24 protein-coding genes and 1 tRNA gene are annotated in these 26,442 nt (G+C 47.4%); 10 read left to right on the forward strand and 15 right to left on the reverse strand.

Going from position 1 to position 26,442, the window contains the following annotated elements:
- Positions 1-169: 169 nt before the first annotated feature.
- The 6 genes from OSQ85_RS04690 to dnaG form a co-directional block, all read right to left on the reverse strand.
- Positions 170-574 carry a ribonuclease HI family protein gene (locus tag OSQ85_RS04690; RefSeq protein WP_265821646.1) on the reverse strand — a complete coding sequence of 135 codons (405 nt, stop codon included), beginning with the start codon at positions 572-574 and terminating at the stop codon, positions 170-172.
- 3 nt (positions 575-577) lie between these two features.
- A complete protein-coding gene (locus OSQ85_RS04695; protein ID WP_265821648.1) occupies positions 578-1,288 on the reverse strand; it encodes a zinc ribbon domain-containing protein in 711 nt (236 codons plus the stop codon).
- Between the two features lie 3 nt (positions 1,289-1,291).
- Positions 1,292-2,392, reverse strand: a complete 1,101-nt coding sequence (locus tag OSQ85_RS04700) for a Nif3-like dinuclear metal center hexameric protein (protein WP_265821650.1) — start codon at positions 2,390-2,392, stop codon at positions 1,292-1,294.
- Between the two features lie 19 nt (positions 2,393-2,411).
- A tRNA-Ile gene (locus OSQ85_RS04705) sits at positions 2,412-2,485 on the reverse strand.
- A 58-nt stretch (positions 2,486-2,543) separates the two neighbouring features.
- Entirely contained in the window at positions 2,544-4,484 is a 1,941-nt protein-coding gene (rpoD, locus tag OSQ85_RS04710; protein ID WP_265821652.1) for an RNA polymerase sigma factor RpoD, read from the reverse strand.
- 5 nt (positions 4,485-4,489) lie between these two features.
- Positions 4,490-6,193: a DNA primase gene (dnaG, locus tag OSQ85_RS04715; RefSeq protein ID WP_265821654.1), complete on the reverse strand. Its 1,704-nt coding sequence runs from the start codon at positions 6,191-6,193 to the stop codon at positions 4,490-4,492.
- A gap of 353 nt (positions 6,194-6,546) precedes the next feature.
- Between dnaG and OSQ85_RS04720 the strand changes: the two genes are divergently transcribed.
- A complete protein-coding gene (locus OSQ85_RS04720; protein WP_265821656.1) occupies positions 6,547-7,494 on the forward strand; it encodes an ABC transporter ATP-binding protein in 948 nt (315 codons plus the stop codon).
- Here the strand turns inward: OSQ85_RS04720 and OSQ85_RS04725 are convergent, their stop codons facing one another.
- A complete protein-coding gene (locus OSQ85_RS04725) occupies positions 7,495-8,820 on the reverse strand; it encodes an MATE family efflux transporter (RefSeq protein WP_265821657.1) in 1,326 nt (441 codons plus the stop codon). It abuts the gene before it with no gap.
- 153 nt (positions 8,821-8,973) lie between these two features.
- On the opposite strand from OSQ85_RS04725, the gene OSQ85_RS04730 reads away from it, so the two are divergent.
- Together OSQ85_RS04730 and OSQ85_RS04735 are read left to right on the forward strand one after the other, a co-directional pair.
- Positions 8,974-9,660, forward strand: coding sequence for a 3'-5' exonuclease (locus tag OSQ85_RS04730; protein ID WP_265821659.1), 687 nt, complete (start codon positions 8,974-8,976; stop codon positions 9,658-9,660).
- Positions 9,661-9,708: 48 nt separating this feature from the next.
- Positions 9,709-10,113 (forward strand): ClpXP protease specificity-enhancing factor SspB, encoded by a 405-nt coding sequence (locus OSQ85_RS04735; RefSeq protein ID WP_265821660.1) that lies wholly within the window; start codon positions 9,709-9,711, stop codon positions 10,111-10,113.
- Between the two features lie 229 nt (positions 10,114-10,342).
- On the opposite strand, the gene OSQ85_RS04740 is transcribed toward OSQ85_RS04735, so the two are convergent.
- The 3 genes from OSQ85_RS04740 to hcp all read right to left on the reverse strand — a co-directional run bounded on the left by OSQ85_RS04740 (position 10,343) and on the right by hcp (position 12,921).
- A complete protein-coding gene (locus OSQ85_RS04740; RefSeq protein ID WP_265821661.1) occupies positions 10,343-10,564 on the reverse strand; it encodes a hypothetical protein in 222 nt (73 codons plus the stop codon).
- A gap of 217 nt (positions 10,565-10,781) precedes the next feature.
- Positions 10,782-11,171 (reverse strand): response regulator, encoded by a 390-nt coding sequence (locus OSQ85_RS04745; RefSeq protein ID WP_265821662.1) that lies wholly within the window; start codon positions 11,169-11,171, stop codon positions 10,782-10,784.
- A 127-nt stretch (positions 11,172-11,298) separates the two neighbouring features.
- Complete coding sequence (gene hcp / locus OSQ85_RS04750; RefSeq protein ID WP_265821663.1) at positions 11,299-12,921, reverse strand: hydroxylamine reductase; 1,623 nt, start codon at positions 12,919-12,921, stop codon at positions 11,299-11,301.
- 79 nt (positions 12,922-13,000) lie between these two features.
- On the opposite strand from hcp, the gene OSQ85_RS04755 reads away from it, so the two are divergent.
- The 5 genes from OSQ85_RS04755 (at position 13,001) to OSQ85_RS04775 (ending at position 19,404) form a co-directional block, all read left to right on the forward strand.
- Positions 13,001-13,645 carry a Crp/Fnr family transcriptional regulator gene (locus OSQ85_RS04755; protein ID WP_265821665.1) on the forward strand — a complete coding sequence of 215 codons (645 nt, stop codon included), beginning with the start codon at positions 13,001-13,003 and terminating at the stop codon, positions 13,643-13,645.
- A 45-nt stretch (positions 13,646-13,690) separates the two neighbouring features.
- Entirely contained in the window at positions 13,691-14,668 is a 978-nt protein-coding gene (locus tag OSQ85_RS04760; protein ID WP_265821667.1) for a sodium:calcium antiporter, read from the forward strand.
- Positions 14,669-14,737: 69 nt separating this feature from the next.
- Entirely contained in the window at positions 14,738-15,073 is a 336-nt protein-coding gene (locus OSQ85_RS04765; protein ID WP_265821669.1) for an STAS domain-containing protein, read from the forward strand.
- A 23-nt stretch (positions 15,074-15,096) separates the two neighbouring features.
- A complete protein-coding gene (locus OSQ85_RS04770; protein WP_265821671.1) occupies positions 15,097-18,063 on the forward strand; it encodes a diguanylate cyclase in 2,967 nt (988 codons plus the stop codon).
- Between the two features lie 87 nt (positions 18,064-18,150).
- Entirely contained in the window at positions 18,151-19,404 is a 1,254-nt protein-coding gene (locus tag OSQ85_RS04775; protein ID WP_265821672.1) for an MgtC/SapB family protein, read from the forward strand.
- On the opposite strand, the gene OSQ85_RS04780 is transcribed toward OSQ85_RS04775, so the two are convergent.
- Entirely contained in the window at positions 19,401-20,057 is a 657-nt protein-coding gene (locus OSQ85_RS04780) for a YkgJ family cysteine cluster protein (RefSeq protein ID WP_265821675.1), read from the reverse strand. The genes OSQ85_RS04775 and OSQ85_RS04780 overlap by 4 nt on opposite strands.
- A 150-nt stretch (positions 20,058-20,207) precedes the next feature.
- Between OSQ85_RS04780 and OSQ85_RS04785 the strand changes: the two genes are divergently transcribed.
- On the forward strand, positions 20,208-21,470 hold the full coding sequence (locus OSQ85_RS04785) for an NAD(P)/FAD-dependent oxidoreductase (RefSeq protein ID WP_265821676.1): 1,263 nt from the start codon (positions 20,208-20,210) through the stop codon (positions 21,468-21,470).
- 3 nt (positions 21,471-21,473) lie between these two features.
- Here the strand turns inward: OSQ85_RS04785 and OSQ85_RS04790 are convergent, their stop codons facing one another.
- The 4 genes from OSQ85_RS04790 to OSQ85_RS04805 all read right to left on the reverse strand — a co-directional run bounded on the left by OSQ85_RS04790 (position 21,474) and on the right by OSQ85_RS04805 (position 24,886).
- The gene (locus tag OSQ85_RS04790; RefSeq protein ID WP_265821678.1) at positions 21,474-21,725 is read right to left on the reverse strand and encodes a hypothetical protein; all 252 of its coding nucleotides are present in this window, start codon (positions 21,723-21,725) and stop codon (positions 21,474-21,476) included.
- 64 nt (positions 21,726-21,789) lie between these two features.
- Positions 21,790-22,152, reverse strand: coding sequence for a PAS domain-containing protein (locus OSQ85_RS04795; RefSeq protein ID WP_265821680.1), 363 nt, complete (start codon positions 22,150-22,152; stop codon positions 21,790-21,792).
- Between the two features lie 130 nt (positions 22,153-22,282).
- A complete protein-coding gene (locus tag OSQ85_RS04800; protein ID WP_322874084.1) occupies positions 22,283-23,098 on the reverse strand; it encodes a ZIP family metal transporter in 816 nt (271 codons plus the stop codon).
- Between the two features lie 75 nt (positions 23,099-23,173).
- Complete coding sequence (locus OSQ85_RS04805) at positions 23,174-24,886, reverse strand: methyl-accepting chemotaxis protein (RefSeq protein ID WP_265821682.1); 1,713 nt, start codon at positions 24,884-24,886, stop codon at positions 23,174-23,176.
- A 185-nt stretch (positions 24,887-25,071) separates the two neighbouring features.
- Here OSQ85_RS04805 and OSQ85_RS04810 point away from each other — a divergent pair, with 185 nt between their 5' ends.
- The gene (locus OSQ85_RS04810) at positions 25,072-26,088 is read left to right on the forward strand and encodes an MBL fold metallo-hydrolase (RefSeq protein WP_265821683.1); all 1,017 of its coding nucleotides are present in this window, start codon (positions 25,072-25,074) and stop codon (positions 26,086-26,088) included.
- Positions 26,089-26,442: the final 354 nt, after the last annotated feature.

Consider the following 26,442-nt stretch of genomic DNA (forward strand, 5'->3'; position numbering starts at 1 on the left):
GGAACAAACAAAACTGGGGAAACATGGAGAAAAAACAAAAAGGCAGAAGCAAGCGTCGCTTCTGCCTTTTAAACGGCCGCCGATTTGATCAATCAGCGGCATGTAACTAATATATGCTCATTACGGAAAAAATCAATAGATATTGAACACGCTGATATTACGGACAAAATTACGCCATGACCTTATTATCTATGGCCTTGTTTGCGAGTTTGTCCGCCAGCTTATTCTGCTCTCTTGGTACATGGTTAAAAGAAAACTTTGTTCCTTCAATGGTTTTAATAAGTTCCAGACGTATCTGCGCAAGGGTTTCGTTCTTCACCTTGTACTCGCCTTTCATCTGCTTAACAATCAGCTCGGAATCCAGATAAAAATTTACTGCAGCAGGGTTCCTGAGTTTTGCTTTACGGGCAGCTTCGAGAACAGCCCTGTACTCGGCCACATTGTTTGTTGCATGGCCTATATAAAGGCAGCCCTCTTCGAGGAGTTCACCCTCTCCGCTCAGAATAACAAACCCGCAGCCCGCCTCGCCGGGGTTTCCCCTTGAGGCTCCGTCGGAAAAAACTTTAAGTATCATTGATTAGTCATCATTAAGCGCATAGAGGAAACGCTGGCAGTTGGGGCACTGGTGGAGAGCCTTTCCTTTTTTAACTTCAACATAAAGCTGGGGCGGAACTTTGATATAGCATCCTGTGCAGGTTTCTTCGTTGACTCTGACTATGGCGAGGTTGTTTCTGGCGTGTCTTACTCTTTCGTATTTGGATATGATGGATTTTTTTACTACTGCCTGTGCTTCTTCCCTTTTGGTTTTAAGTCCGGCGAGTTCGGTGTTTGCTTCTGAATCTTCTTCCTGTTTCTGAGCTTCTTTTTCGTCAAGGCTTGCCTTGAGTTCGCTCTCTTTGGCGTCAAGCTCCTCAACCCTTTTCTGTGAGGCGTTTACACTGTCCTGAAGCTCAAGGATTTTGTACTCCCCTTCGTTAACGTTCTTTTTGAGAACATCAAGCTCTTTAAGGACAGCTTCATACTCCTTATTGTTTTTAACATTAGGAAGTTTTGACTGCGCTTTGTCCAGCAGCGCCTTGTTCTCTGCGCATTCTCTGGTGAGCTTAGAAAGAATCGCCGTGTCCGCCGCATGCTTCGTTTTCACTGTTTCGCACTCGGTCTTAACGGATTCAAACTCGTTCCTCACATCTTTAAGAAAGCCCGGAACCTGAGAAACTTTTGTTTCCAGTTCGGCAATTCTGTTGTCCAGCTTCTGCAGTTCAATAAGCTGTTCCACTTCTGGGAGCATTGATCACCTCATATGTTTTATTGGAGAACTCTCATCAATAATGATTGTTTCTATGTTTAACTCTTTGCTTATTCTTTCAGCCAGATGCTCCATGTAGCATTTCTCTGTTTCAAAATGCCCCGCATCCACAATACACACACCGGCCTCGTAAGCGTCCAGCGCGTCATGGTGCTTCATATCCCCGGTGAGGAGCAGCTTAACGCCGCTCTGCTTCCACATGGAAGCGCCGCTGCCTGTTATTATTCCGAAACCGCTGAACTTCGTATCAAGGGGAAAGCCGTTGTAGCGCACGCTTTCGCAGCCGAGTTTTGTTTTTACTGTTTCGAGAAACTCCGCCAGAGTAAATTCTCTTCCGAAACCGCAGCGTCTGCCGAGGGAGAACTCAGTGCCTATCTCCATCTTGTAGACATCATAGGCCACTTCCTCATAAGGGTGAGCCTTTATGACCTCCTCAATGAGACGGTTGAGATTAGGCGCAGTCACCACCGTTTCTATGCGGTACTCCTCCACCCTTTCAAGCTCGTCCTTTTTGCCTATGAACGGGTTTGCGCCTTCCATGGGGAGGAATGTTCCTGTGCCTTCTATATTGAATGTAACTTTTGAGTAATTGCCTATGACCCCGGCTCCCGCTCTGTCTATAGCGTCACGCACTGCTTCCTCATGCCCTTTGGGAACGAAAACCGCAAACTTGTACCAGTTTTCCTTCCCCTCTTTCACGAGGCCGCCCTTTACGGATGCGCCGAGTTTTTCTGCCAGATAATCGTTTAAGCTGAAGTCCGCAAGGTCTGCGGATGTGTGGTATGAAATGATGCTGAGGTTTGCCTGAACGGCTTTTATGATTTTGCGTCCCAGTGCGTTTGCGGGATTTATGCTTTTGAGCTTGTCAAAAAAAAGGGGGTGATGAGTAATAAGTAACTCACACCCCGCATCAATTGCTTTGCTTATCGCCCCTTCACTGGGATCCAGTGCCAGAGCTGCCTTTCGGGTTTCAGCATCCGGACTGAGGCAGATTTGCAGTCCAGAGTTGTCCCAAGTGTACTGTCTGGACTGACACACTGCATGTTTTTCAAGAAAAGCGATTACGTTTTTTATGCTGCTGCTCATAATTTTATTTAGAAAAAAATGGGCCAACTAGGAATCGAACCTAGGACCTCCCGGTTATGAGCCGGAGGCTCTAGCCAACTGAGCTATTGGCCCTTTATCCCGTTAAAAACGAGAAGGTTGTTTTACTTAAATATTAAAGCTTTGTCAAGAGCTATTCTACAAAAGTTTTAAGAATTCTGCTTCTGGTGGGGTGACGCAGTTTTCTTAAGGCTTTAGCCTCAATCTGCCTGATACGTTCACGGGTTACACTGAACTGTTTGCCCACTTCCTCAAGGGTATGATCGGACTCGCAGTCAATTCCGAAACGCAGCTTGAGAACGTTTGCCTCGCGCTGTGACAGGGTGTTGAGTATCTGCTTGGTATGTTCGCGCAGCTTGAGGTACATAACCTCGTCTGCGGGGTTTGTGGCGCTCTTGTCTTCTATGAAGTCGCCAAGGCTGCTGTCCTCGTCCTCGCCGATGGGCGTTTCAAGGGAAACAGGCTCTTTGGCTATTTTCATAACCTTTTTGATTTTCTCCACGGGAATATCCATCTTCTTGGATATTTCCTCCGGGGTGGGTTCCCTGCCGTAATCCTGCTGGAGCTGGCGGGTTATCTTCATCATTTTGTTTATGGTCTCTATCATATGCACAGGTATGCGTATAGTGCGCGCCTGATCCGCTATGGCTCTGGTTATTGCCTGACGAATCCACCATGTGGCATAAGTGGAGAACTTGTAGCCGCGTTTATACTCAAACTTTTCAACAGCCTTCATGAGACCTATGTTCCCTTCCTGGATAAGGTCAAGGAATTGGAGGCCTCTGTTGGTGTATTTTTTGGCTATGGAGACAACAAGACGCAGGTTCGCCTCTATAAGCTTGCTTTTCGCGTTTTCTGTTTCCCTTTCACCCTGAAGAAGCCCTTCGTATATCAGTTCAAGCTCCTGCTTGTCGCAGCCGAGTTTCTTGTACTCCTTAAGAAGGGTATCACGGGCTTTGGCAAACTTTTTAACCACAAGCTCCTTCTCGCTGGCTGATTTGCCGGTATCATCACAGGCTTTCAGTATATCCTCGTCTGTTATTTCGAGAGGGTCAGGGGAAGAAGTGATCTTCACAAGCTTGAGCAGTTTGCGGATGTCGCTCTGGGAGTCAATGACTCTGGAGTACATCTCTCTTATGTCATTTGCAATCTGGCATATTTTGGAGTAGTTCACCTTTATCTCAAGGAGCTTTTCGGTAATCTCATCCACTGTAGCCTGACGCTGCCTGTTCACCTCGATCATGTCTTCGACATTGATCGAGCCGTCCTTTATTCTGGCGGCAAGGTTTATATTTTCCCTGAGTTTCAGGGTAATATCCTCAAAAATGCATACAAACTGAGCGCGCATCTGCGCTTCCCTGTCTTCTGCGGCTTCTGCGGCTGCGGTTTTGGCTTTTTCTATCTCTTCAACAGCCTCTGCCACTGTTTTCTGGGGAGCAGCTTCCACTTCTTCGGTTTCCGCCTCTTCCTCAGAGCCTTCAAAGCTGTCTTCCTCTTCCGCCTCGTTCTCAGCATCGGCTTCGTGTTCGGTGTCTTCAAAATCCATTTCGCCGGACTCGAAATCAAGCTCGTCATCCACATCCACTATATCTTTCAGCCTCATGGAGCCGTCGTTTATCGCTTCGGATATTTCCATAATCTTTTTGGCAGTGGTGGGGAAAAGCAGAACGCTTCTGATCACTTTGCTTTGTCCGTCCTCGATTTCTCTGGCGACCTGAATCTCCTCTTCCCTGTTAAGAAGCGGAATATTGCCCATCTCCTTAAGGTAAAGACGCACGGGGTCATCCGTGCTCATGGAATCCTCAACGCCTGATTTCAGAGCGGAAAGAACCTCATCATCCTCATCGACCTCGTCATCTTCATCATCTGCGGAAAGAAGGCTGCTGTTCTTGGATTTAGAATCTATAACATCGATCTTGAGCTGCGCCAGAAGCATGAGTATTTCATCAATGAACTCTGCCGAACTCATCTCTTCCGGCAGGATGTCGTTTATCTCGTCAAAAGTGAGAAATCCCTTCTCTTTCCCCAGTGCGATAATCTGTTTAACTTCCGGGGTCTTAATCTTTTTCGACATCTACCCTAAACCTCCGATTTCTTATCAATAACTTCGTTCCGAACCAGACTGTTCTGCAGGCGGAGAAGTTCCATCTTCTCCTCAAAAGAAGCTGCCTCGGATATTTTTTTGGTCATGTTTTTCTTGAAAGCAGGCATAGCATTGCTGATGATTTTACCCCTGTTTTCCATTGCGGAACGGTAATAATCTTCCTGAGACTCTTGCTGGATACGCATTTCGGCAATATCCTCACCCACTTCGGGATCATTGACAAGAATTTCGATACTACCACCTTCACTAAAAACTTCAACCAGTTTTTTAAATATTTTCCGCGCCACCGGATCATGGAAATAGGATTCGGCAACGCCTTCGGTAAGCCTCTGCCCCAAGTCTTCGGGAAGCTGGAACAGACTTGAGAGGAAATGCCTCTCACATATATAATTCAGTCCTGCTGAATTGGTCTTCTTTAAGTTAGTTTTAGCAAGAGAAAGATCAACGTCTTTTTTCATAATGTCGGGATCAACATCAAAGCGCTTCGCAACAGCTTCAAGGTAATGCGCTTTTCTGTACGGATCCTTTATACGCATAAGCTTCTCTTTTATTCTGCCTAAATTCACAAGCTTCCTGTTGAAGTCGGATGACTTAGCCCTCAGCAGGTCAACCGTGTAAAGAAAAAGATCCTTTTTCGCATCCAGAAGCTTGGCAAAATCCCCCGCTCCCTTCTGGAGCAGGAAGGTGTCGGGATCATCCCCTTTGGGAAGAAAGACGGCGTAAGGGAAGAAGTTGGACTCAAGAAAAACATCCAGCGCCTTAAGAGCGGCCTTGAACCCTGCCTCATCTCCGTCAAACAGGAGGACAACTTCCTGCGCATAGCGCTTAAGCTGATCCACATGCTCCTTGGTCAGCGCTGTTCCCATTGTCGCCACGGAGTTTCCGTAGCCTTTTTCAACCATGCGCATTACATCAAAGTAACCTTCTGTAATTATACAGGTTTCCGTTTTTTTTATCTTATCTTTCGCCTTATCAAAGTTGTAGAGAATCTCTCTCTTCCTGAACGCCTCAGTCTCCGGCGAGTTCATGTATTTCGGCATGGAACCGTCCATAGACCTGCCTGAGAAACCCACTACCTTGCCGGTTATGCTCCTGATGGGAAAGGAAAGCCTGTTGAAAAAGCGCATCCGCACGCCGAACTGCCCTTCCACAAACAAACCGGAAGCCAGAAGAACATCCTTGCCGTATTTTTTGAGATAAGGCTCAGTCTCAAGCCGGAGAGGAAAATAGCCCAGACCGAACTCATCCACTATTTCATCAGGAAACTTGCGTGAGGCGATGTATTCCCTTGCTTCTTTACCTTCCGCTGAAAGCAGCCTGCGCTTTGTTTCCAGCAGGATGTCCTCATGCAGGCCTATGATCCCGCTGCGTTTGGAATCCTCCTTACCGAGTGTAACGTTTATTCCGTAACGCTCGGCAAGAAACATAACAGCATCCGTGAAGCTTAAACTGTGAAAGCGGGAAACAAAGGTTATGGCGTTCCCCCCTGCTCCGCAACCGAAGCAGTAAAACAGGTTTTTCTCAGGATTAACGTTGAACGAAGGGGTCTTCTCCCCGTGAAAGGGGCAGAGACCTTTATAGCTGTTTCCGGCTTTTTTAAGCTGAACAACCTCTCCTACAATGTCGACAATGTCCGCTGAACTCAGAACCTCTTCGACGACTGTATCGGGAATTTTCATATATAAAAGGAGCTCCTTTATTTAATAACTTAAATCCGTACATCCTGTCGGATTTAAGTACACGCTCACGCCTTGGTGAACAAGGCTTCGCTGCGCACGGCGCAGTTCCTTCCATGGAACTGTTAAGCAAAGCATTTGCCGTCATTGCGAACGAATGTGAAGCAATCTCTCATTTTAATAACTCAAATCCGTGCATCCACTGCCGATGCCTCAGGGAAATACGGCCGCAAAATGAACCTCAGCCATCTAAAACGAATCGGGAAAGCAGGAAGAAGTAATTATCGGCAGATGAATGAATATCTTCATACTTTATATAATATAGACAAAGGATCCTATTTCAAATATATTTTAACATGCTTTTTATAAACGGTCTCAATATCGGAATAAAAAATTCCGGAAAAATCATACATATTTTACGCGATGTTTCCCTCAGTGTTAAAAAGGGCGAAATACTCGGAATCGGCGGTGAATCAGGCTCCGGCAAAACCATTCTTGCCAAAACTGTTCTGGGGATACTCAGCCGTCCGGTGCAGAAACTTTCCGGAGAAATTATTTTTGAGGGAAAATCTCTCGAAACAGAAAAAGACTTCCGATCTGTCCGCGGCAGAAATATATCCATGATTTTTCAGAACCCCACGGCATCGCTAAACCCGGTAATGAAGATCGGCACACAGATAACAGAGGCTATACGCGCTGCGGATAAAGCAATCAGCAAAACAGAAGCCCGCAAAAAAGCCGAACAGCTTCTTAAAGAGGTTGAGATAGATTATCCGGCGGAAAGGCTGGAAAGCTACCCCCACCAGCTTTCAGGCGGCATGAACCAAAGGGTGATGATTGCCCTTGCGCTGGCAAGCGATCCTGAACTGCTAATTGCAGATGAGCCCACAACAGCGCTGGATGTCACAATACAGAAGCAGATTATAGAACTGCTCCTCAAGCTCAACAGGGAGAAGCACCTCTCCATTATATTTATCACACATGATCTCTCGCTTATGCAGGCAATATCCCACAGATGCGTTATCCTCTACGCAGGCGAAATAATGGAAAAAACAGATTCCGCCGACCTGCGGGAAAACAAGATCCGCCATCCGTACACCTTCAGTCTGAAAAAATGTCTGCCGACCCTGCATGAAAAAAAAGACACGCTCTACTCCATACCCGGAGTGATTGACAAAAACACGGAAGAATATGACAGCTCATGCGTTTTTCACAAACGCTGCTTTAACAGAACTGATAAGTGCCTCATAGAAAAGCCCAAGCTGGCGGAAGACCGCCCCTTCGCCTGCCATAACCCGCTGTAGCTACACAGCTATGCTTTTCCACCTGCCCCGCAGGAAGACTCTGACCAATAGCCCTGCTCTCACTGCGCTTTCCAGCGCCGCAACCAGATAAACCCAGAAAAGAGCAATGCCAGCCCACACCATCACTGCGGCGGGCAGAACACGCAGAAGCCAGATGCATGCGGTATTTACAATGAACGTTGTCCTTGTGTCCCCCGCTCCTCTCAGCGCTCCGCTCATCACGAAGAATATTCCCAGAGGAATCTGGCTCAGACCCATAATCCGCAGGTATTCAGCGGCTGATTCCACCGTGGCGGCGTCAGTGGTGAACATCCTTGCCAGCGGAGACGGAAACAGGAACATCAGAAGCCCCACAGTCCCCATGAATGCGCATGCGGCCACAGTGGCGGCCATTGCATCCTTCTCCGCCTCTTCGGGATTGCCCGCACCCAAGTGCCTGCCGGTGAGCGCCATTGTCGCCACTATGAACCCCACGCCGGGCATGAATGCTATGCCCTCGATCCGCAGACCTATCTGGTAGCCTGCGAGCGCCTCTGTTCCGTATCTGGCCACCAGAGCGGAAAGAACAATATATGTGGGGAAGGTCATCATCCGCTCCATCCATGTGGGAAACCCGACCTTGAGTGCCCTGCGGAGCAGATCGCCCGAAAAACGCATTACAAAATCGATCTCTTTTCTGATGAAGCACAGATAAGCATATATAAAAAATTCAAGCAGTCTTGCTATGACAGTCGCGTACGCAACACCGGCAACACCGAGGGCGGGAAAGCCCCATGCACCGAAGATCAGTGCATAGTCCAGCAGAAAATTCACTATATTGCCGAATATACCGATATAAAAAGGGATTTTCGTTTTGCCGTATGCGTTCAGACTGCTGTAAAGCACCCCCTGAGCGAACAGCACAGGGATGGAGAAGCAGTATATCTTCATATAAACAGAGCCTATCTCCTCTATCTCCCCGCTCATTCCGAGAATATTGAAAAGCACGTGGGACTTATAAAAGCCAACCACAAACAGGGGCACAGAAAAGGCCAAAGCCAGAACAAACATGTTATAGCTGACAAGCCCCGCCTTTTCCGGGTCTTTTGCACCGAAAAACCGCGAGACAAGAGCATTTGTCCCCACATAAAACAGAGACATAAACGCATACAGCATGCCCACATACTGCATGCTCACCCCAACGGCGGCTACGCTGACGGACGAAATCCGCCCGACAAAAAGCATATCCACCATGGACTGAACCATACCTAAGAGATTATACATAGCGGCGGGAAAGGATATTTTAAGAACCGTCCATATCCTTTTACCGAAAGAGGAATCCGACAAAAATGCACCTTTTTTCTGTAAACAATTGTAAAAAACAGTATAAACCAAAAACAGAAGCTTGAAAAAGAGAAAAAAAATATTTAGAATATTATCGAAATGAAATTGTGTTATAAATTACAAATGTTCATAAAGTAAAAACTTATCCGGTGAAAGATGATAGCTAAGCTGTTCGGCAGGAAGAATGTTGAGAATAAGCCGAAGGACCCCATCGCAATTTATGTCAATAAAATGTGCGAGGCTGCAAAAAGCCACCCTGTCATGGGTGAAAAAATTGAGGATGCCGTATTCTCAGTTGTGGACACAGAAACCACCGGGCTGGACCTTACCAAGGCAAGGGTAATTAACATCGCCGCCGTTAAGGTGCAGAACTTTAAAATAATCGATTTCTACAACACATTCATCAACCCGGAGATGGTCATTCCGCCTGAGTCCATAAAGTGGCACAACATTACGGATGAAATGGTGCAGGACAAGCCCAAGGTTGAGGAAATTCTCCCTGATTTCATGAAGTTTGTGGGGACATCAGTCTTAGTCGGACATCATGTTAACTTTGACATTAAAATGATAAACAAAGAACTGAACAGCTGTTTCGGCTGCCAGCTAAACAACCAGTGGCTGGACACTATGCTGATTTACTCCCGCGCTATTATCAAAAAGGAGGATCACCTGACCCTTGATCATCTTTTTGATGTGTACAATGTGAAGTGCAACGGCAGACACACAGCACTGGGCGATGCTCTGGCCACAGCGGAAGTGTTCACAAAGATGATCTTTCAGGCAAACGAACACTACAGCACAATCCGCGAACTTGTGGACTGTCAGAAAAGCCTGCTGACGTAAGCAGAAAATCCGGTTTGTAAAAACTCATTTTCCTGCTATAAAATCAGTATGGATTCTCTTAAACCCTTCAAAAAAGAGCTTATTGGAAGCGTAAGTGCGAATTACCTCAAGTTTTTCATGCACATATCGCCGCATCCGGGTGTGGTGATAGGCAGACGCGGTTTAGTGGATGAAGAAAAAACAAGGGGGATTGTCCTTGTTTTCGGCCCTCAGTCATACCGTGATTTCAGAATGGAGGACAGTTTTATATCCGTCACAATGAAATTCTCCGGCAGATGGGAGGAGGTTTTTATCCCTTACGAAGCGGTGGCGGCAGTGTTCAACGACCCGGTTTCCCCTGAGTTTATCGTTAATTTCCGTATTCCCGAAAAGAAAGCCGAACAGCCGACGGAAGAGAACCGTACTTCCCCCGAAAACAAAATAATCAGACACGATTTCGGCAAAAAGAAGTAGAAAACAGCCTTGCCGTTACAGGGTTCAGAATGACGCATTACTATGTCACTGTGAGGAGTCGAAGCGACGGAGCAGTCTCTGAATATACTGAGAGATTGCTTCACTCCTGCGGAGTTCGCAATGACTCAAACAGTTCCATGGATGGAACTGCGCCGTGCGAAGCGAAGGACTGCTTTGCAGTCCGCGAGCGTGTGAGCAATTTGACAGAATGTACAAATTGCCTAAGGAACTAAATCACGAACCTGCCGCTGATGAGCATGAAAGCCAGAAAAGGAATAACCGCAGGCCAGATCAGTCCGGCGACATATGCGGCGATAGCGGAAGGCAGCCAGCCCACCCCGCCGCCAAGGGCAAAGCCATAGGTTTTTACACAGTAGATATAAGCAATGATAAACACTATGCCCCATGTTGCATAAAGTCCGAAACGATATACGCTGCTTCCCCAACTCATAATCCTGCTCCGTGGTTTTTATTTGAAGGATTTAACTAAAGGCAGTCATATGCTTATATTTCGAAGAATATCAAACTTAACCTCAAACAACAATACAAATTTTTGAATTTCTTAACATTTTTAAAATAAAATTTAGCAATAGTTCACTAAAAATGCAAAAATAACGTGATTGATTCTTTTAACTGAGATAAAAAAGAGATGGACGGTTAATAAGATTTCAGGCTTTTCCTTTTTCGTTGATTTTTCTTACACAGGCATGGAGAAGTTCGAGAAGGAGATCTTTGTGGACAGGCTTGACCATAATATAGTCCGCTCCGTCAAGGTTTTTGCCCTGATCGGGAAAAGCTGTGACTATAACTATGGGGACATTCAGGTCATGCTCCCTTATGGAGGCTATCATTTCCGAGCCGTCCATAACAGGCATTGCAAGGTCGGCCACAACAAGGTCGGGACGTTTTTCCATGAAAATATCAAGCCCCTCCTGCCCGTTGGAGGCCATGTAAACCTCAGCCGTTCTTCTGCGGATGATGTTCACAATGGAGAGTCTGGCTATTTCGTCATCCTCAACGCAAAGTACTCTGAGCTTGCTTAAATCTGTTGAAGGCACGCCTCACCCCATGAAAATTCATATCAATAACATCGTGTTTTCTTGAGGATATTGCGTGTGAGGGTGATAGTCAAGAGATAAAAAAACCGGAAGGGTCTGCACCCTTCCGGTATGTTAAGTTTTTTGATTAAGCGAGCATTCCGACAAACTCGTCTGCCTCTTTAACGGGGCTGAGTTTGAACTGCTCAACTATGAAGTTTGCCACAGTCGGAGAAAGGAACGCGGGCAGTGAGGGTCCGAGGTGGATATTTTTCACGCCGAGGTAAAGAAGGGCGAGAAGAACAGTGACCGCCTTCTGCTCATACCATGCCACATCATAGTAGATGGGGAGTTTGTTAACATCGTCCAGACCGAAAGCCTCTTTCAGTTTAAGCGCGATAACTGCGAGTGAGTATGAGTCGTTGCACTGACCGGCATCAAGCACTCTGGGTATTCCGCCGATTGTACCGAGGTTCAGCTTATTGTAGCGGTATTTAGCGCATCCTGCCGTGAGGATGATGTAGCCTTCGGGCAGTTTTTCCGCAACTTCTGTGTAGTGAGAGCGGGTTTTGTGTCTGCCGTCGCAGCCTGCCATAACAACAAAGCCTTTTACAGCGCCGGATTTAACAGCTTCGATAACCTTATCGGCTATGGAAAGAACTGTTCCGTGAGCGAAACCGCCGATGATTTTGCCTGTTTCAAGTTCAACGGGTGCAGCGCATTTTTTAGCAAGCGCTATGATTTCAGAGAAATCCTTTTTGCCGCCTTTTGCTCTGTCAGCAATGTGTTTAACACCGGGGTAACCGGCCATGCCAGTGGTGAAGATTCTGTCTTTGTAGGAATCCTTAACCGGCACTATGCAGTTTGTAGTCATAAGGATAGGTCCGTTGAAAGTATCGAACTCCTTATCCTGATGCCACCATGAACCGCCGTAGTTACCTGCGAAATGGCTGTATTTTTTGAATGCCGGGTAGTAGTGACCGGGGAGCATTTCGCTGTGTGTGTAAACATCCACGCCTGTTCCTTCTGTCTGCTCAAGGAGCTCCTGAAGGTCTTTAAGGTCGTGGCCGGAGATGAGGATACCGGGGTTTTTGCGAACGCCGATATTAACCTCTGTGGGTTCGGGGCTGCCGTAACTTGTGGTATTTGCCTTATCAAGGAGCGCCATTGTGGTAACAGCCACTTCGCCGGTTTTCATAACGAGTGCGATAAGCTGCTCCATGCCAAGGTTTTTCACTGTGGCCGCAAGAGCTTCTTTGGCAAATGAGTAGATAGCGTCATCCTCATAACCGAGAACGGCAGCATGCTCAGCATAAGCCGCTATGCCTTTAAGACCGTAGGTGATAAGCTCTTTAAGCGAGCGCAGGTCTTCGTTTGTTTCAAGAAGAACGCCAACGGAGGCTGCCTTCGCGTCGAGATCCGCATCGTTTGCGGGTTTCCATGTAACACAGTCCGGAGTCTGCGCGGGCAGAGCCGCTTTCGCCTTGACGGACTCCCTTATATTCAAAGCCTCTTTCACAAGAGATGTCAGCTTAACATTGTCAAAGTTAGCATTGGTGATTGTGGCAAAAAGCGCCTTGATGGTGAAGAAACCTGCCTCTTTCTCGTAAACTCCGGCAGGTGCGTATTCGCCTGCGAAAGCTATACCCTTAAGGGTGTAGAGGAGAAGATCCTGAAGCTGGGCGGTATCAGCCTGTTTACCGCAAACTCCCTTAACCGTACAGCCCGTGTTCTTGGCCGCTTCCTGACACTGCATACAAAACATACTCATTAATTTGTCCTCCTTCTTTTTTTTTCTGATGGAGTTATGATATAAGAATAACAGGTAAATGATTTGACATGGATCAAGAATGGATAAAAAAACTGCAGTAAAGAAATTTTTAACGGCTTTTTTCGGTGATGACAGCGTACAGGATGTCATCGACAGGATCTCAAGGGTAAAGACCCTCGACAAAGGGGGCATACTCTTCATGGAGGGGCAGACAGGCAGGTACATCTACTTTCTGCTGGAAGGGAAAATCAAGCTCTACAAAACGAACAACGAAGGCAAGGAAGCAATAGTCCACTTCGTAGGGCAGAACGAAATGTTCGCAGAGATAATCCTCCAGCTTGAGTGCTGCTACCCCGTTACCTCGGAAGCGATGGAAAACTGTATTCTCCTTGAGATGGATGCGGCGGAGCTTTTCAGACAGATTGAGAAAACGCCCAAGGTGGCAATGGCGATAATCGGGCTTCTGGCAAGGCGAATAAAATATTTCGTCAACATGATCGAAAACCTCACCCTGAAGGATGTGCGCGGCAGATTTCTGCATTATCTGGAAACCCTCCAGCACAAAGGGAAAAATACAGTCACCCTCCCGGTTCCGAAGGGGGATCTTGCGCTTCTGCTCGGAACCACCCCGGAAACCTTTTCAAGGCTGCTGAAAAAGCTTGCGGAAGAGGAAGTTATAGCCTATGAAGGCAGGAAAATAACCTTCCTGAAAGAGCTTGAGTAGCTTATTTCAAAAAATTAATCTGAAATATTTTAAGGTGTGCTGAGTATGTATTATCTTCTTTTCCTCGCGTCCGCTGCGGCGGTGATATTTGCCGGTAAAAAAATGTCCGTCAGCGGAGATGTTATTGCCGAAAAAACAGGGCTTGGGCACAGCTTCATAGGCCTCACCCTGATTGCGGCCTCCACCAGTCTGCCGGAGGTTATATCCTCCGTCGGAGCAGTAACCATTGTGGACAACCCTGATCTGGCTTTCGGCAATGTTTACGGTTCAAACATGTTCAACATGCTGGTTATCTTCATAATGGACGCCATGTACCGCAAAGGCAGCATACTCGCCCATGCCAGCAAATCAAACGTCACAACCGGGCTTTATGTCATAATCCTCACTATGATCAGCGGAGTAGGCCTCTTCGTCCCAATGCCTTCCATAGGCTGGCTGAACGTGACAAGCATAGCAATTTTCGCTGTTTATTTTATCTCCATGTACACAGCCTACATTCATAAAGATGAACTGGAAGCGGAGCTTGAGGAAACCGATGTCAACGGAACAACTCTTTCATCCGCCTTTATTTCATTTGCTGTTTCAGCGGCAATCATAGTTGCCGCGGGTCTGGCTCTCAGCAAGTCAGCGGATTTCATAGCGACAGACACCGGTCTGGGCGGCTCGTTCGTGGGCAACTTTCTGCTGGCATTTGTAACATCCCTGCCTGAGCTCGCCGTATGTATAGCCGCGGTAAAAATAGGCTCAGTGAACATGGCAGTGGGCAACCTGATAGGCTCCAATATATTCAATGTGACCATAATAGGCATATGTGACCTTTTTTACTTTAAAGGCGATGTCTACTCATCCGTAAGCAGGGTGAACACTGTGGCGGTGCTTATCACATCCATAGTTGTTGCCCTTGTGCTTCTGGGAATAGAGCTTGATAAGAGCGCAAAAAAGCACAGGCGAATATCCATTGTTTCATGGTGCATAGCCGCGCTCTATGTTGTTTACATGGCCTACGTATTCTTCTCCTCGTAAAACTGAAATTCTACATTGAGTTTACAAAGCAGAGTTAAGAACATATAATTCATAATAAAATGGGACTGTATGTGGAAATATAAGAAGGAAGGCGGCAACAGCGTTGTCATAATACCGCCGAAATCCATAAACTATGACAACCTGGAAGACTTCCGCAAGCTCATCAGAGAGCTCACTGAGTCCGGCTGCGTCAATGCGGTCATAAACATGAACAAAGCAATTTACATTGATTCCAGCGGGTTGGGGACCCTTGTTAAAGCCGCTGCGGATTTGCGTCACTCCGGCGGCGATCTCAGACTGTCTGAGGTAAATTCCGGAATCACAGATATACTAAGGATCACCAGTCTGCATAAAGTGCTTAAGATTTACGAAAATACAGAATCCGCACTTGCAAGCTACGGGTGATGCCCCATAATTAAGGCAGGCCGATGCTTAAATTCAAAAACCTATCTGAACAGATATTTTTATCAGCGTTCACTGCGGCTGTTGTCACAGTCGTTACCATAGGTTTTTTGTGGGTAAAGGAGATAAACCAGCGCTTCGGGGAAGAAACCGCGGCGCTGAAAACAACACAGATTAACAGCAGAAAAGAACTTATCCGCACTCAGGTGGACGAAGTTAAGGCTTTCGTGGACTTTGAAAAAGGGCGCACAGAAGACGAAATAGGCAGATTCACATCCTCAAATCTCGGAAATATTCTTGTTACAGCCCAGAAAATAGCTGAATACGAACAGCGTGAACGATTGGTAAACACCCTTGTCTCCCTCGCCATAAACCTCCATACGGATATTTTTATAATGGACAGGGAGGGAACATTTCTCGCTCACTCCTCAATGCCTGAACTCACAGGCAGCCATGCACTGTCATACACTGATGCAGACGGTCTGAACCCCTATGAAACACTGTACCGGAATGCTCTTACAGGGTTCAGGGCTAATATCCGCTTCACAAGCGCTCCGAAAGAAGAACGGGCGCCTTACAGCATGACAGCATCCGCCGCTTACGAAGAAAAATCAGGCCTGATAATAGGTGTGCAGCTGAACAGGGAAGCATTCATCAGCCAAATGCGTGAAAAGATACTCCGCGCACTGGCACATATGACACTGGGGCAGGACGGTTATTTCATAGTAGCTGATTTTGACGGTTATCTTCATGCAAACTTCGGAACCTTATACGAGCCTCCTTTGTATTTTGAAAAATTTCAGGATTCCACCGGAAAATATCCGTACCTTGAAATAAAAGAAGCTCTCGAAAAAGAGGATCACACTTTTTACTCCTACCTGTATCCGAAAACCAAAGGCGGTAAGCCGCTCAATAAAATATCCTACTTCACAACAGACAGGGAACTGAACGTAATTTACGGAACCGGCCTGTATATTGATGATATAGAAGCAGAATATCAGGCAGAAAGAAACGTGATTGCCGAGCGGACCAGAAACAGCATAATACAGACAATAGGCGTACTTTTCATCATACTCATAATAATCTCGGTAATCGCCCGCAGAATATCCGACAGAATAAAGAGGAGCTTCGGCTCATTCATGCTTTTCTTTGAACGCGGAAGGGATGAAAACGCCAGAATAACATCGGATGAACTGTTTTTCACTGAATTTAAAATCCTTGCCGAATATGCCAACCGAATGATTGACGAAAGGGTGGAGTTTGAAAAACGTCTGGAAGAAAAGCATATCGCTCTTCTGAAAGAGACAGAAGAGAGACAGGAAACAGAAAAACGCTTTAAAACCGTTATTGCCGTTATGCGCGAGGGTGTGCTGCTTCAGGACGGTCAGGGGCGTATAATAGGCATAAACGCCAGCCTGCGGGAGATGTTCGGCATAGGCGACACTGGTATCATAGGCAGAACTCTGGAATCGGTCGGGCTGAAATTTGTGGACGAGGAGGACAGAATAACCGGAAGTTTCTGTCCGCCTATAGCAGCTTGCAGAACAAACGGAAAGCCCTCTGTGGACAGTGTGATAGGTCTGAAAAAAAATGACGGGAATACAAGCTGGTTTCTTGTGAACGTAATGCCTCTCTTCACCGGAAACGCGGACAGGGTGGATAAAACTGCCGCCACATTCAGTGATATAACCACAAGAAAAGAGCTCCACGATGAGCTGATAAAAACAAGGGCAAGCCTTGAGAACGCCCAGACCATCTCAAACATAGGCAACTGGGAGTGGAACCCGTATTCAGGCAGACTCTGGCTCTCCAGAATGTTCTACACTATCCACGGAATCAGGGAAGGACAGGAACTTGATCTGGAAAGTTTTCTGGAGAGAGTTCACGAAAATGACCGCAACAGGCTTAAAAAGCACCTTCAGGATCTCTCCAGAAAAAACATACCCTTTGAGACGGAATACAAAGTGAGAGACTCCGGCGGGCAGGAGAAGTGGGTCTTCGCTAAGGCTGTAACATCCGTTCTGAAGGACGGTGAGAAAGTTATAACCGGAACGGTTCAGGATATAACAGCAATGCGGAAGGCACAGTATGAGCTTAAAAACGCATACGCTAAGCTGAATGAGTATGTTGATATAATAGACGAAAACGTCATAGTGTCCGAGACTGATAAGAAGGGGCTGATAACCTCAGTGAGCGAAGCCTTCTGCCGCATATCCGGCTACAGCAAAGAAGAACTGATCGGTAAAAAACACAACGACCTCAAATATGACAGAAATGACCCGCCCACATCAGATGACATACGCTTTATGGTTCTGTCCGGTGAGAAATGGACAGGAGAGATAAGAAACAAGCGCAAAAACGGAGAGCTCTACTGGATCAAAGCCACTGTCTCCCCGAAATTTGATTCCGAAGGCACAGTTATAGGCATGCTCTCCATCAGGCAGGACATAACAGACAGGAAAAAAGTGGAAGAACTCTCCCTTACCGATGAACTGACAGGGCTGCACAACAGGCGCTTCTTTAACACAGTGCTTAATGCCGAGCTTAAAAGAGTCCGCCGTGACAGTAAGTTTCTTACATTCATCCTGCTTGATGTGGACAAGTTCAAGGAGTACAACGATACATACGGGCACACCCGCGGGGATATGGTGCTGAAAACTATTGCCCACTGCATAAAAGGCTTTATGCTCAGAAGCTCAGACTACAGCTTCCGCCTTGGCGGAGAAGAGTTCGGCCTCCTTTTCAGCGGACTGGACGGTGAAAAAAGTGCCGCTTTTCTGGAAAAGATCCGCAGCGCGGTGGAAAGCCTCAGGATCGAACACACAGGCAACACCGCATCAGACTATGTGACCTCATCCTTCGGCGGAATATGCATTAATCTGTCAAAATACACCAAGTTCGATATGGACACCATATACAAAGCCGCCGATGAAGAGCTTTACAAGGCAAAAGACGCAGGCCGCAACAACGTCAGCCTGAAAGTTCTGGACTGATTCTGTCCTCTTTTTCGGATTTCTTCATTTGTTATCCTTTATAAAATAAGCTAAAGTATTATTAAATATATTAATGAAGGTGCTTGCATGAACGAGTTTATCCCTTTGTTTCTGTCCCTTGCTCTGGGGCTTCTCATCGGGCTTGAAAGAGGCTGGCGAGAAGTCATAGACGGTGAGTCCTCGCCCTTTTTCGGTTTGCGCACCTTCGGGCTGATAGGCCTTCTGGGCGGCATAATAGGCTTTATAAGCAACACTTACGATAACCTGCTCATTGCGGGCATAGCCTTTGCCGCGGTTACAGTCCTCCTGACCGCCGTTCACGTCAGCGACTGCGGCCGCCCTCACGGGGTCGGGATAACCACGGTTATTGCCGCCGCCATAACCTTCTGCCTAGGCATTCTTTCCTCCCTCGGCTTCATGACAATAGCCTCATCCATCGCAGTGGTTACAGCAGTGATCCTGAGTATGAAGCCTGTTGTTTACCAATGGGTAAAAAAACTAGAGGCAAAGGAAATACACGCCACGCTCAAGCTTCTGCTTATCTCAGTTGTGCTCCTGCCTGTTCTGCCTGACAAAGGCTACGGCCCTTACGCCGCACTGAACCCTTATGAGGTGTGGTGGTTTGTGGTGCTGATAACCGGGATGTCGTTTGCGGGATATTTCGCCATACGCATAGCCGGAGCCGGCAAAGGGATTATGATAACAGGAATCCTCGGCGGTCTCGTCTCCTCAACAGCGCTTACCCTCTCCTTCTCCAGACTGGGCAAGCACTCACAGCTTAAAAGGGTTTTCTCCGCAGGAATACTCATAGCCTGCGGAACCATGTTTCCCAGAATGCTCATAGAGGTCTCTGTCGTAAATAAGGAACTTCTGAAACTTGTGGCAGTTCCCCTTGTTGTAAGCGGCCTGACAGTTTATCTCGGCATGGCCTTCTTCTGGCTCACACGCTCGCGTGATAAAGAGGTAAAAGCGGATGTTCCGCCGCTCAGCAACCCGTTTCAGATAAAACCGGCGCTGAAATTCGCCACCCTGATCTCCGTAATTCTGCTTTTCTCGCAATTTATTAAGGAATCCTTCGGCGATGCGGGCATAATCGTGCTTGCTTTCTTCTCCGGGCTCACGGATGTGGATGCCATAACAATCTCAATGGCAAGGCTGGCCCACGAAGGCCTCAGCCATACCACGGCATCAATGGCAATAATGACCGCTGCAGCCACAAACACGCTGCTCAAGGGGTTTCTTGTGCTGTTCATTTCCAACAGGCTGATCGGGCTCAGGGTCATGGCTGTATTCGTAACAGCCCTCGCAGCCGGAGGGCTGGCGCTTTATATTGCAGCTTAAAAGGGGCGTATCTTCTCCCCGTTTTTCAGCCTTCGGGCTATGTCATTATTTTTCAGAGCGAAAAGCACGGCGCGGGTGAGCTCAAGCCCTGCGCTGTCCATGCCTGCCCCGCTCATTCCGTCCGCCAGCGCCCTGAATCCCTGCTCGTATGCCTTTTTCACTGTGAGATTCATCAGCACGGGAGTCTCCTCTCCCATGATCCTTGACGCAAGCGCCTCATGGCAGTCCTCAGCGGAAACAGAGGTCACAGCCCTGCAAAGCAGCGGGCGCACCGGATAAACCGAACATGCGCCGCTCTCATCCAGAAAAATGCACTTTTTACCAAGCAGGCTCCAGTCCTGCTCATCAGTCCACATTGTTTCCCTTACTCTGTTTTCAAGAAGAGGAATAAATTTATCCCCTTCCCCTCCCCTCTCCAGATAACGGGCAATATTGACAGCTTCCGGAAAAAGCACGGTAATATAAACAACGCAGCAGTGGGCACACCCCACCTTGCATGCAATCAATTCAAACGAAGTCTTATCCTTTTCAGCGTTTATTATCTCTTCCGCGGCTTCCGCCGCCTTTTGCGCCGCCCTGCCCAGACAGGCATCCGACTTCACCTCTCCCAGTTCGCCGGCAACGTTTTTCAGTATTTGTTCATAAATAAACATCAAAAAACCTCATAATATGTATAACACTGTGATATTATATCAAGATAAAGAACATTAAAAAAACCAAAATAAACCCTTGACCTGCAAAAATAAATAACTAATTATCAGCGGCATACATTAGCTTTGTCTCTTTTGCATCCGGAGGAAGACATGAAAAAAATCATTATTATCGGCGGCGGGTTCGCCGGGTTAAATACTGCCAAAGGTCTCGGCAATGTTAAAGACGCGGATGTGACTCTCATAGATAAAGCCAACCATCATCTTTTCCAGCCGCTGCTTTATCAGGTGGCAATGGCGGGGCTCAACCCGGCGGATATTGCAGTTCCGGTCAGAAGCCTGCTCGCTAAATACGACAATATCAAGGTGGTGCAGGGAAAGGTTCTCCGCATCAATTCCGCGGAAAAGAAGGTCGTCACGGACTTCGGCGATTTGCAGTATGACTACCTTATCATAGCCTGCGGCGCAAAACATACCTATTTCGGCAATGAACACTGGGAGCAGCATGCTCCGGGACTAAAAACCCTTGAACAAGCCACAGAAATACGCAGGCGCGTTCTTTCTGCCTTTGAAAACGCTGAGAAAACATCCGACCGGAGCCTTCAAAAAAAATATCTCACCTTCGCAGTTGTCGGCGGCGGTCCCACCGGGGTTGAACTGGCGGGAGCAATCGGAGAAATGAGCCGCTACACCCTCGCGCGTGACTTTAAAAATATTGATGCAAAACTCACAAGGGTAATACTCATTGAGGGCGGAAACCGCATCCTCCCCTCATTCAGCAAGAAGCTTTCAGCATGGGCCACAAGATCCCTTGAGCAGCTTGGTGTTCAGGTGTGGACAAACAGCATAGTGACAAACATAGACGAAAACGGCCTGAATGTGGGCAACGAAAGGATAGAGACAACGGCTGTTCTCTGGGCGGCAGGGGTTAAGGCAAACTCGGTTGATACTGACTTTACTGTGGAAAAGGACAGAATGAACCGCATAGCAGTCACAGCCGACCTGAGCCTTCCGGGGCATCCGGATATATTCGCTGCGGGTGACTGCGCCTGTTTTCCGGATGATGAGGGCAAACCGCTGCCAGGCATAGCTCCCGTTGCCATGCAGCAGGGGAACTACCTTGCGGATCTCATAGAGAAAGAGATTAAGGGGAAGCCCAGAAAGTCCTTCAAATACAGAGACAAAGGACAGATGGCCACCATTGGCCGGAGCAAGGCCATAACCGAATTCGGAATAATGCGCCTCACAGGCTTCCCTGCATGGGTTGCTTGGCTTCTGGTTCACATATACTATCTGGCAGGGTTTAAAAACCGCTTCCTTGTTGTGTCGCAGTGGGCGTGGTCTTACCTTACCTTCCGCAGGGGCTCAAGGCTTATACTCGAAAAGAAATGGAGATTCTATAACGGTGAGGATTAAGCCTCACCACTTGCCGGTCAGCGCGTCTATTCTTTCATGGGCGCGCTGCACAGCCTCCTCACACTGCCTTTCAAGACGGTAGAAGTCATCTTTTGTGGAATATTTTTCAGATATATGAAGTTTGAGATCCTGCAATGCATCCTTAACGCCGCCAATACTTTTGTTAAGCTTGGCAAGCACATTCCAGACCGGAACAAAGATAAGCATAGTTATTGCATGAACAATGCCCAGCACCACAGCAACGGTTTCAAGCATATATAATCCTCCGTAAGTTTCGAAGGATTATAACTGTTTGATGAAACGGAAATGTTTCAGTATGTTACCGAATACTGAAGTTTTCTGTTGCCCCCCTTATGGCTCCGGTTGAGTCATAAAGCGGTTTTATGTTCACCGTACAGGGAACTCTTTCCCCGTTTTTGCTCAGAAGAAAAGCATCCAGTTCTCTGGGTTTGCCGTCTTTAAGGGTTTTCTGCATGGGGCAGTCTGTCCTGCAAAGCTCTCTGCCATAGCCGTCAGCGTGACGCAGAATGTTATCGTAACACATTCTCCCCACACACTCAGACTTAAGATAGCCCGTGATCTCCTCTGCGCCTTTGTTCCAAAAGATTATGCGGCGTCTTTCATCCACATAGAATACACCCTCGGAAAGTTCGTCAAGCTTGTCGAACCCGATTCCAATCATAACAATCACCTTTTTGTGTATATTTACGTTTGCTCTTGTATATCTCGTCACAAAATATTACACATACGCTTTTTTGCAAGACAAAAAGTGACATTAAGTTAATAAATCTGTATGGATTAAATTTTCCCTTTCAGCCCAATGCCACATCCAGAGTCATCATAACAGCGAAGCCCAGCATTGTTCCGATTGTGGCTATATCAGTATTCTTTTCAAGCTGGGATTCTGGGATCAGCTCCTCCACGACAACGTAAATCATTGCTCCGGCGGCAAAAGCAAGGGCATAAGGCAGGATAGGCCGCATAGCCAGAACCGCCAAAACGCCTATTACCGCGGCAATCGGCTCAACTATGCCCGAAAGCTGCCCGTACCAGAAGCATTTGAACTTGCTCAAGCCCTCTCTGCGCAGCGGAACAGAAACCGCTGTGCCTTCGGGAAAGTTCTGTATGCCGATACCAATGGCCAGAGCAACAGCGCCTGCAAGATCCGCAGACGGCAGTCCGTAAGCCACAGCACCGAAAGCAACGCCTACCGCCAGCCCTTCGGGTATGTTATGAAGGGTGATTGCAAGCACCAGCAGAATACTCCTCTGCCAGCCTGTTTTGATCCCCTCAGCTTCGGATTTCGGAAACCCAAGATGCAGGTGGGGCAATACCTTGTCAATACTCCAGAGGAAAGCGCCCCCGGCTAAAAACCCCACAACAGCAGGTATCCATGCGGGCGTATCGCCGCTGTTTTCAGCCATTTCTATGGCAGGAGCAAGGAGAGACCAGTAGCTGGCGGCTATCATAACACCGGCAGCAAAGCCCAGCATGCCGTCCATGAGTTTGCGGTTTATTGTGGTAAAAAAGAACACAAGGGAACCGCCGAGGGCAGTCATCCCCCATGTGAAGAGGGTAGCTATAAGCGCCTGATAAACCGGACTCAGTTCTGTAAACATTTCAACCATATACGCCTCTCAGTGAACCATGAAGAATTGTATACCGTTAAGCTGTACAAAATCAAGCCCGGCTGCGGAAATCTTTCAGCCCTGTACCTGCTCCGGCTTAATGCCTATTATCAGGCTACCCCAGTGCTTGCCTCTGACATAAACAGGCAGTGAGAGATCATTGAGAAGCTCCCCTGTGTCGCGGGCATATGTCTGGAGCAGGAAAGGCTTGGTGTTTTTCGCCCTTCTCTTCTCAACCTGATTGGCATTGTATATCCTCATGTGGCGGCTGTTGAGGAGATCTTCCTGCGCATTTCCGGTCATGGGGCGGGAAAACTGGCTGTGGTGAGTGGGCAGGTAGCCTCCGGCATCGACTCCGAGAGTGTATATTGAGCCCAGTTCCTCGCGGAATTTATCAAACATTTTCTGCATGGCGGATTCAAACTGCTTATTGTATGAGGTTTCATATTTCTGGGGGTTGGTGTTCTTCACAGCCTTGTAGTTGCGGTCAAAAACATCGCATTTGGCGGAAAGCGCCTCAAGCTCCTTCTGGAAGGCATTCCTCATCTCCCCTGCCCTGTTTATCAGTTTTTCCACGGCAGAGTTGCCCGTTTTAAACGAGGCTACATTGTCCAGAAGATCTTCCGTGAAGCCGCAGAGCCTGTGTGAGGACTCCTCCGAAAACTTCATATGTCTGGCGACATTAACGCTTAAGTCATTTATGGAGTCTACATTTTCGTGTATCTGACTGTTAGTCACCGAAAGCTCCTCAATAGCCGAGGCTATGCGGAGGAGGTTTGAATTATTTTTTTCGAGGTCGTCCATCATGCTCTGAAACTGGACAGTGGCTCCGGTGACGACATTCTGAATATTAGCCGCGTAGGATTCGATCTGCTTTGCGCCGCTGTCTGTGCTTTTTACAAGCTCAGTCATGCCGCCTATGTTGCTGCTTATGTCATTTGTAGCGCTCTGGGTGCGTTCGGCGAGCTTGCGCACCTCATCGGCAACAACGGCAAAGCCTCTGCCCGCCTCTCCTGCTCTGGCTGCCTCTATGGCGGCGTTCAGCGCCAGAAGGTTTGTCTGGTCTGATATGTCATTGATGAGTGAGACAATCTGCCTGATATTCTCGGAATTGCGGCTCAGGTCGTACACTGTTCGCTGAAAGGAGTCTATTTCGGATTTGATTATGTTGATCTCCTCCGTAATCTTAACCATGTCCGAGTAGCTTTCACGGACAGATTCAAGGTTCTCGGAAGTTGACCCGGTTATTTCGGAGGTGCTCACTGAAATATCAGTCAGTGCGGATGTGGCTTCACTGCTGGCATTGAAAATAATTCCGGCAAGCTCTCCCTGATTTTTAGCATCATCAGCGGAATTATCTATATTCCGCGCAGTTTTTGCCGTTTCTTCCGCAATTTTGAGCCCCAGACGGCGTATATCGTCCACTGTGGCGGCAATATTCCTTTGATAAAGGTTAAACTTGTCCACCATATCGGCAATTTCATCAATGGAGCTGCACTTAATCTGCCGGGAAAGATCCTTGGAACCGTTGTTCATTTCATCAAGGGTGCTGATGACATCGCTGATTGGCCTTACAATCAGGCTTTTCATGAAAAAGAATGTAAAAACAGAAGAACATGAAAGAACAAAGAGAACAAAGTAGACAAAACCGTCGCTTTCCGTTTCGGAAAGCAGATAAATTAAGGCCGAGAAAGAAACGCCGGTTAAAAATATCAGGTTTCCTGCTATCTTCTTCGAAAGAGAATTAAAAAAACATCGTTCAAGCCATTTGTAAACATCGTAAAACACTGCTTAACCCCCCGCAGAACGTTGTATATGGGAAAGAGGTATTACCAAAACAAAACCAACAATAGCAATTAACCATAGTTATTGTCCAGTATTTTTCTTAATATAGAATTTACAACAAACCGGAAACTTTTTGTGTAAAGAAAAGTCAAAGTTAATAAATCATTAATATAGCTCAGGGGGATTTAATGAACTTGAGAATTATTCTTCTTGCCCTGCTGATAAGCGGCTGCTCAGCATCTGCAAAAGTTGAAAGAGCACATACAAATGCGCCGTTTGACGGGGAAAGATTCCATAACTATGACCCGCAGCCGGAACGTTCCGCATGGGATGTATGGAAGTGGAGGTTCAGTTCAAATAAAAAAGAATGGCCTGAATGGATAGAAAGCACACCTCAGAAAATCCCTTACGAACGTGTTGACGGGCTTTCTGCCACCTTCATCAACCACAGCACTTTCCTTATACAGACTGACGGGCTCAACATACTCACTGATCCGTTTTTCTCGTACAGGGCAAGCCCGTTTACATGGGCAGGACCAAAGAGAGTGCGTGACGCAGGAGTCAGGATGGAAGACCTGCCCCCGGTGGATATTATTCTCATCAGCCATAATCACTATGAACATATGGACAAACCCGCCCTGGAAAAGCTCCACAGGCTGTTTCCTGATGCCGCTGTATATACCGGGCTGGGCAATGTGCCGGATGTGCTTGAAACCGGGTTTAAGAATGTAACCGAAATGGACTGGTGGGAAGAGGCGGAGTTCAAGGGGCTGAAAATAACATTTGTTCCGGCGAGACATTTCTCCGCAAGAACCCTAAGGGACAGAAACATGACACTCTGGGGCGGCTTTGTCCTCACCGGAAGATCAGGCAATATCTATTTTGCCGGGGACACGGCAAAGGGCAGCCATGATAAAATGCTTGCAGATAAATTCGGCGGGTTTGAACTGGCTGTCATCCCCATCGGGGCGTATGAACCGAGATGGTTCATGCAGTACTCCCACGTTAACCCGGAGGAGGCTGTCCGGATACATCAGGAGATTAATTCAAAATTCAGCATAGGAAGCCACTTCGGAACGATTCAGCTTACGGATGAAGGGATAGACGAACCGATTGAAGGACTTATAAAGGCTAAGGAAGCAGCCGGGCTCAAGGAAGCTGAGTTCATTGTGCCGGAGTTCGGGGCAACCTATATAGTAAAGTAATGTAAACCTCTTATTCACTATCGTTCGCAGTGACCCAAAAGTTTCCCACGGCTGGGGAACCGCCGTGCGGAGCGAAGCCGTACTACAGGCACATGGACGTGCCCGTGGAGCGCGTACCGCAGCAAGGCGAGGAACGCAAGCGCAACCAGAGCAGCAAGGAGCTTAGCTCCGAAGGCTGCGCAAGTGAGAAAACCACCGCTTAGATTTCGGAGGTTTCTGCACCGAGCTTGCTGAAAAAAACTACATGGATGTAGGTTTTTTCGAATTATCATAAAAAAGACCGGAGCGGCGAACTCCGGTCTTTCATAAGGAGGGTCGAAAGGTATTAGCTTTCTTATCCGTACGCAAAAGCGA

The organism is Geovibrio ferrireducens (genome assembly GCF_026226615.1).
GTDB lineage: Bacteria > Chrysiogenota > Deferribacteres > Deferribacterales > Geovibrionaceae > Geovibrio > Geovibrio ferrireducens.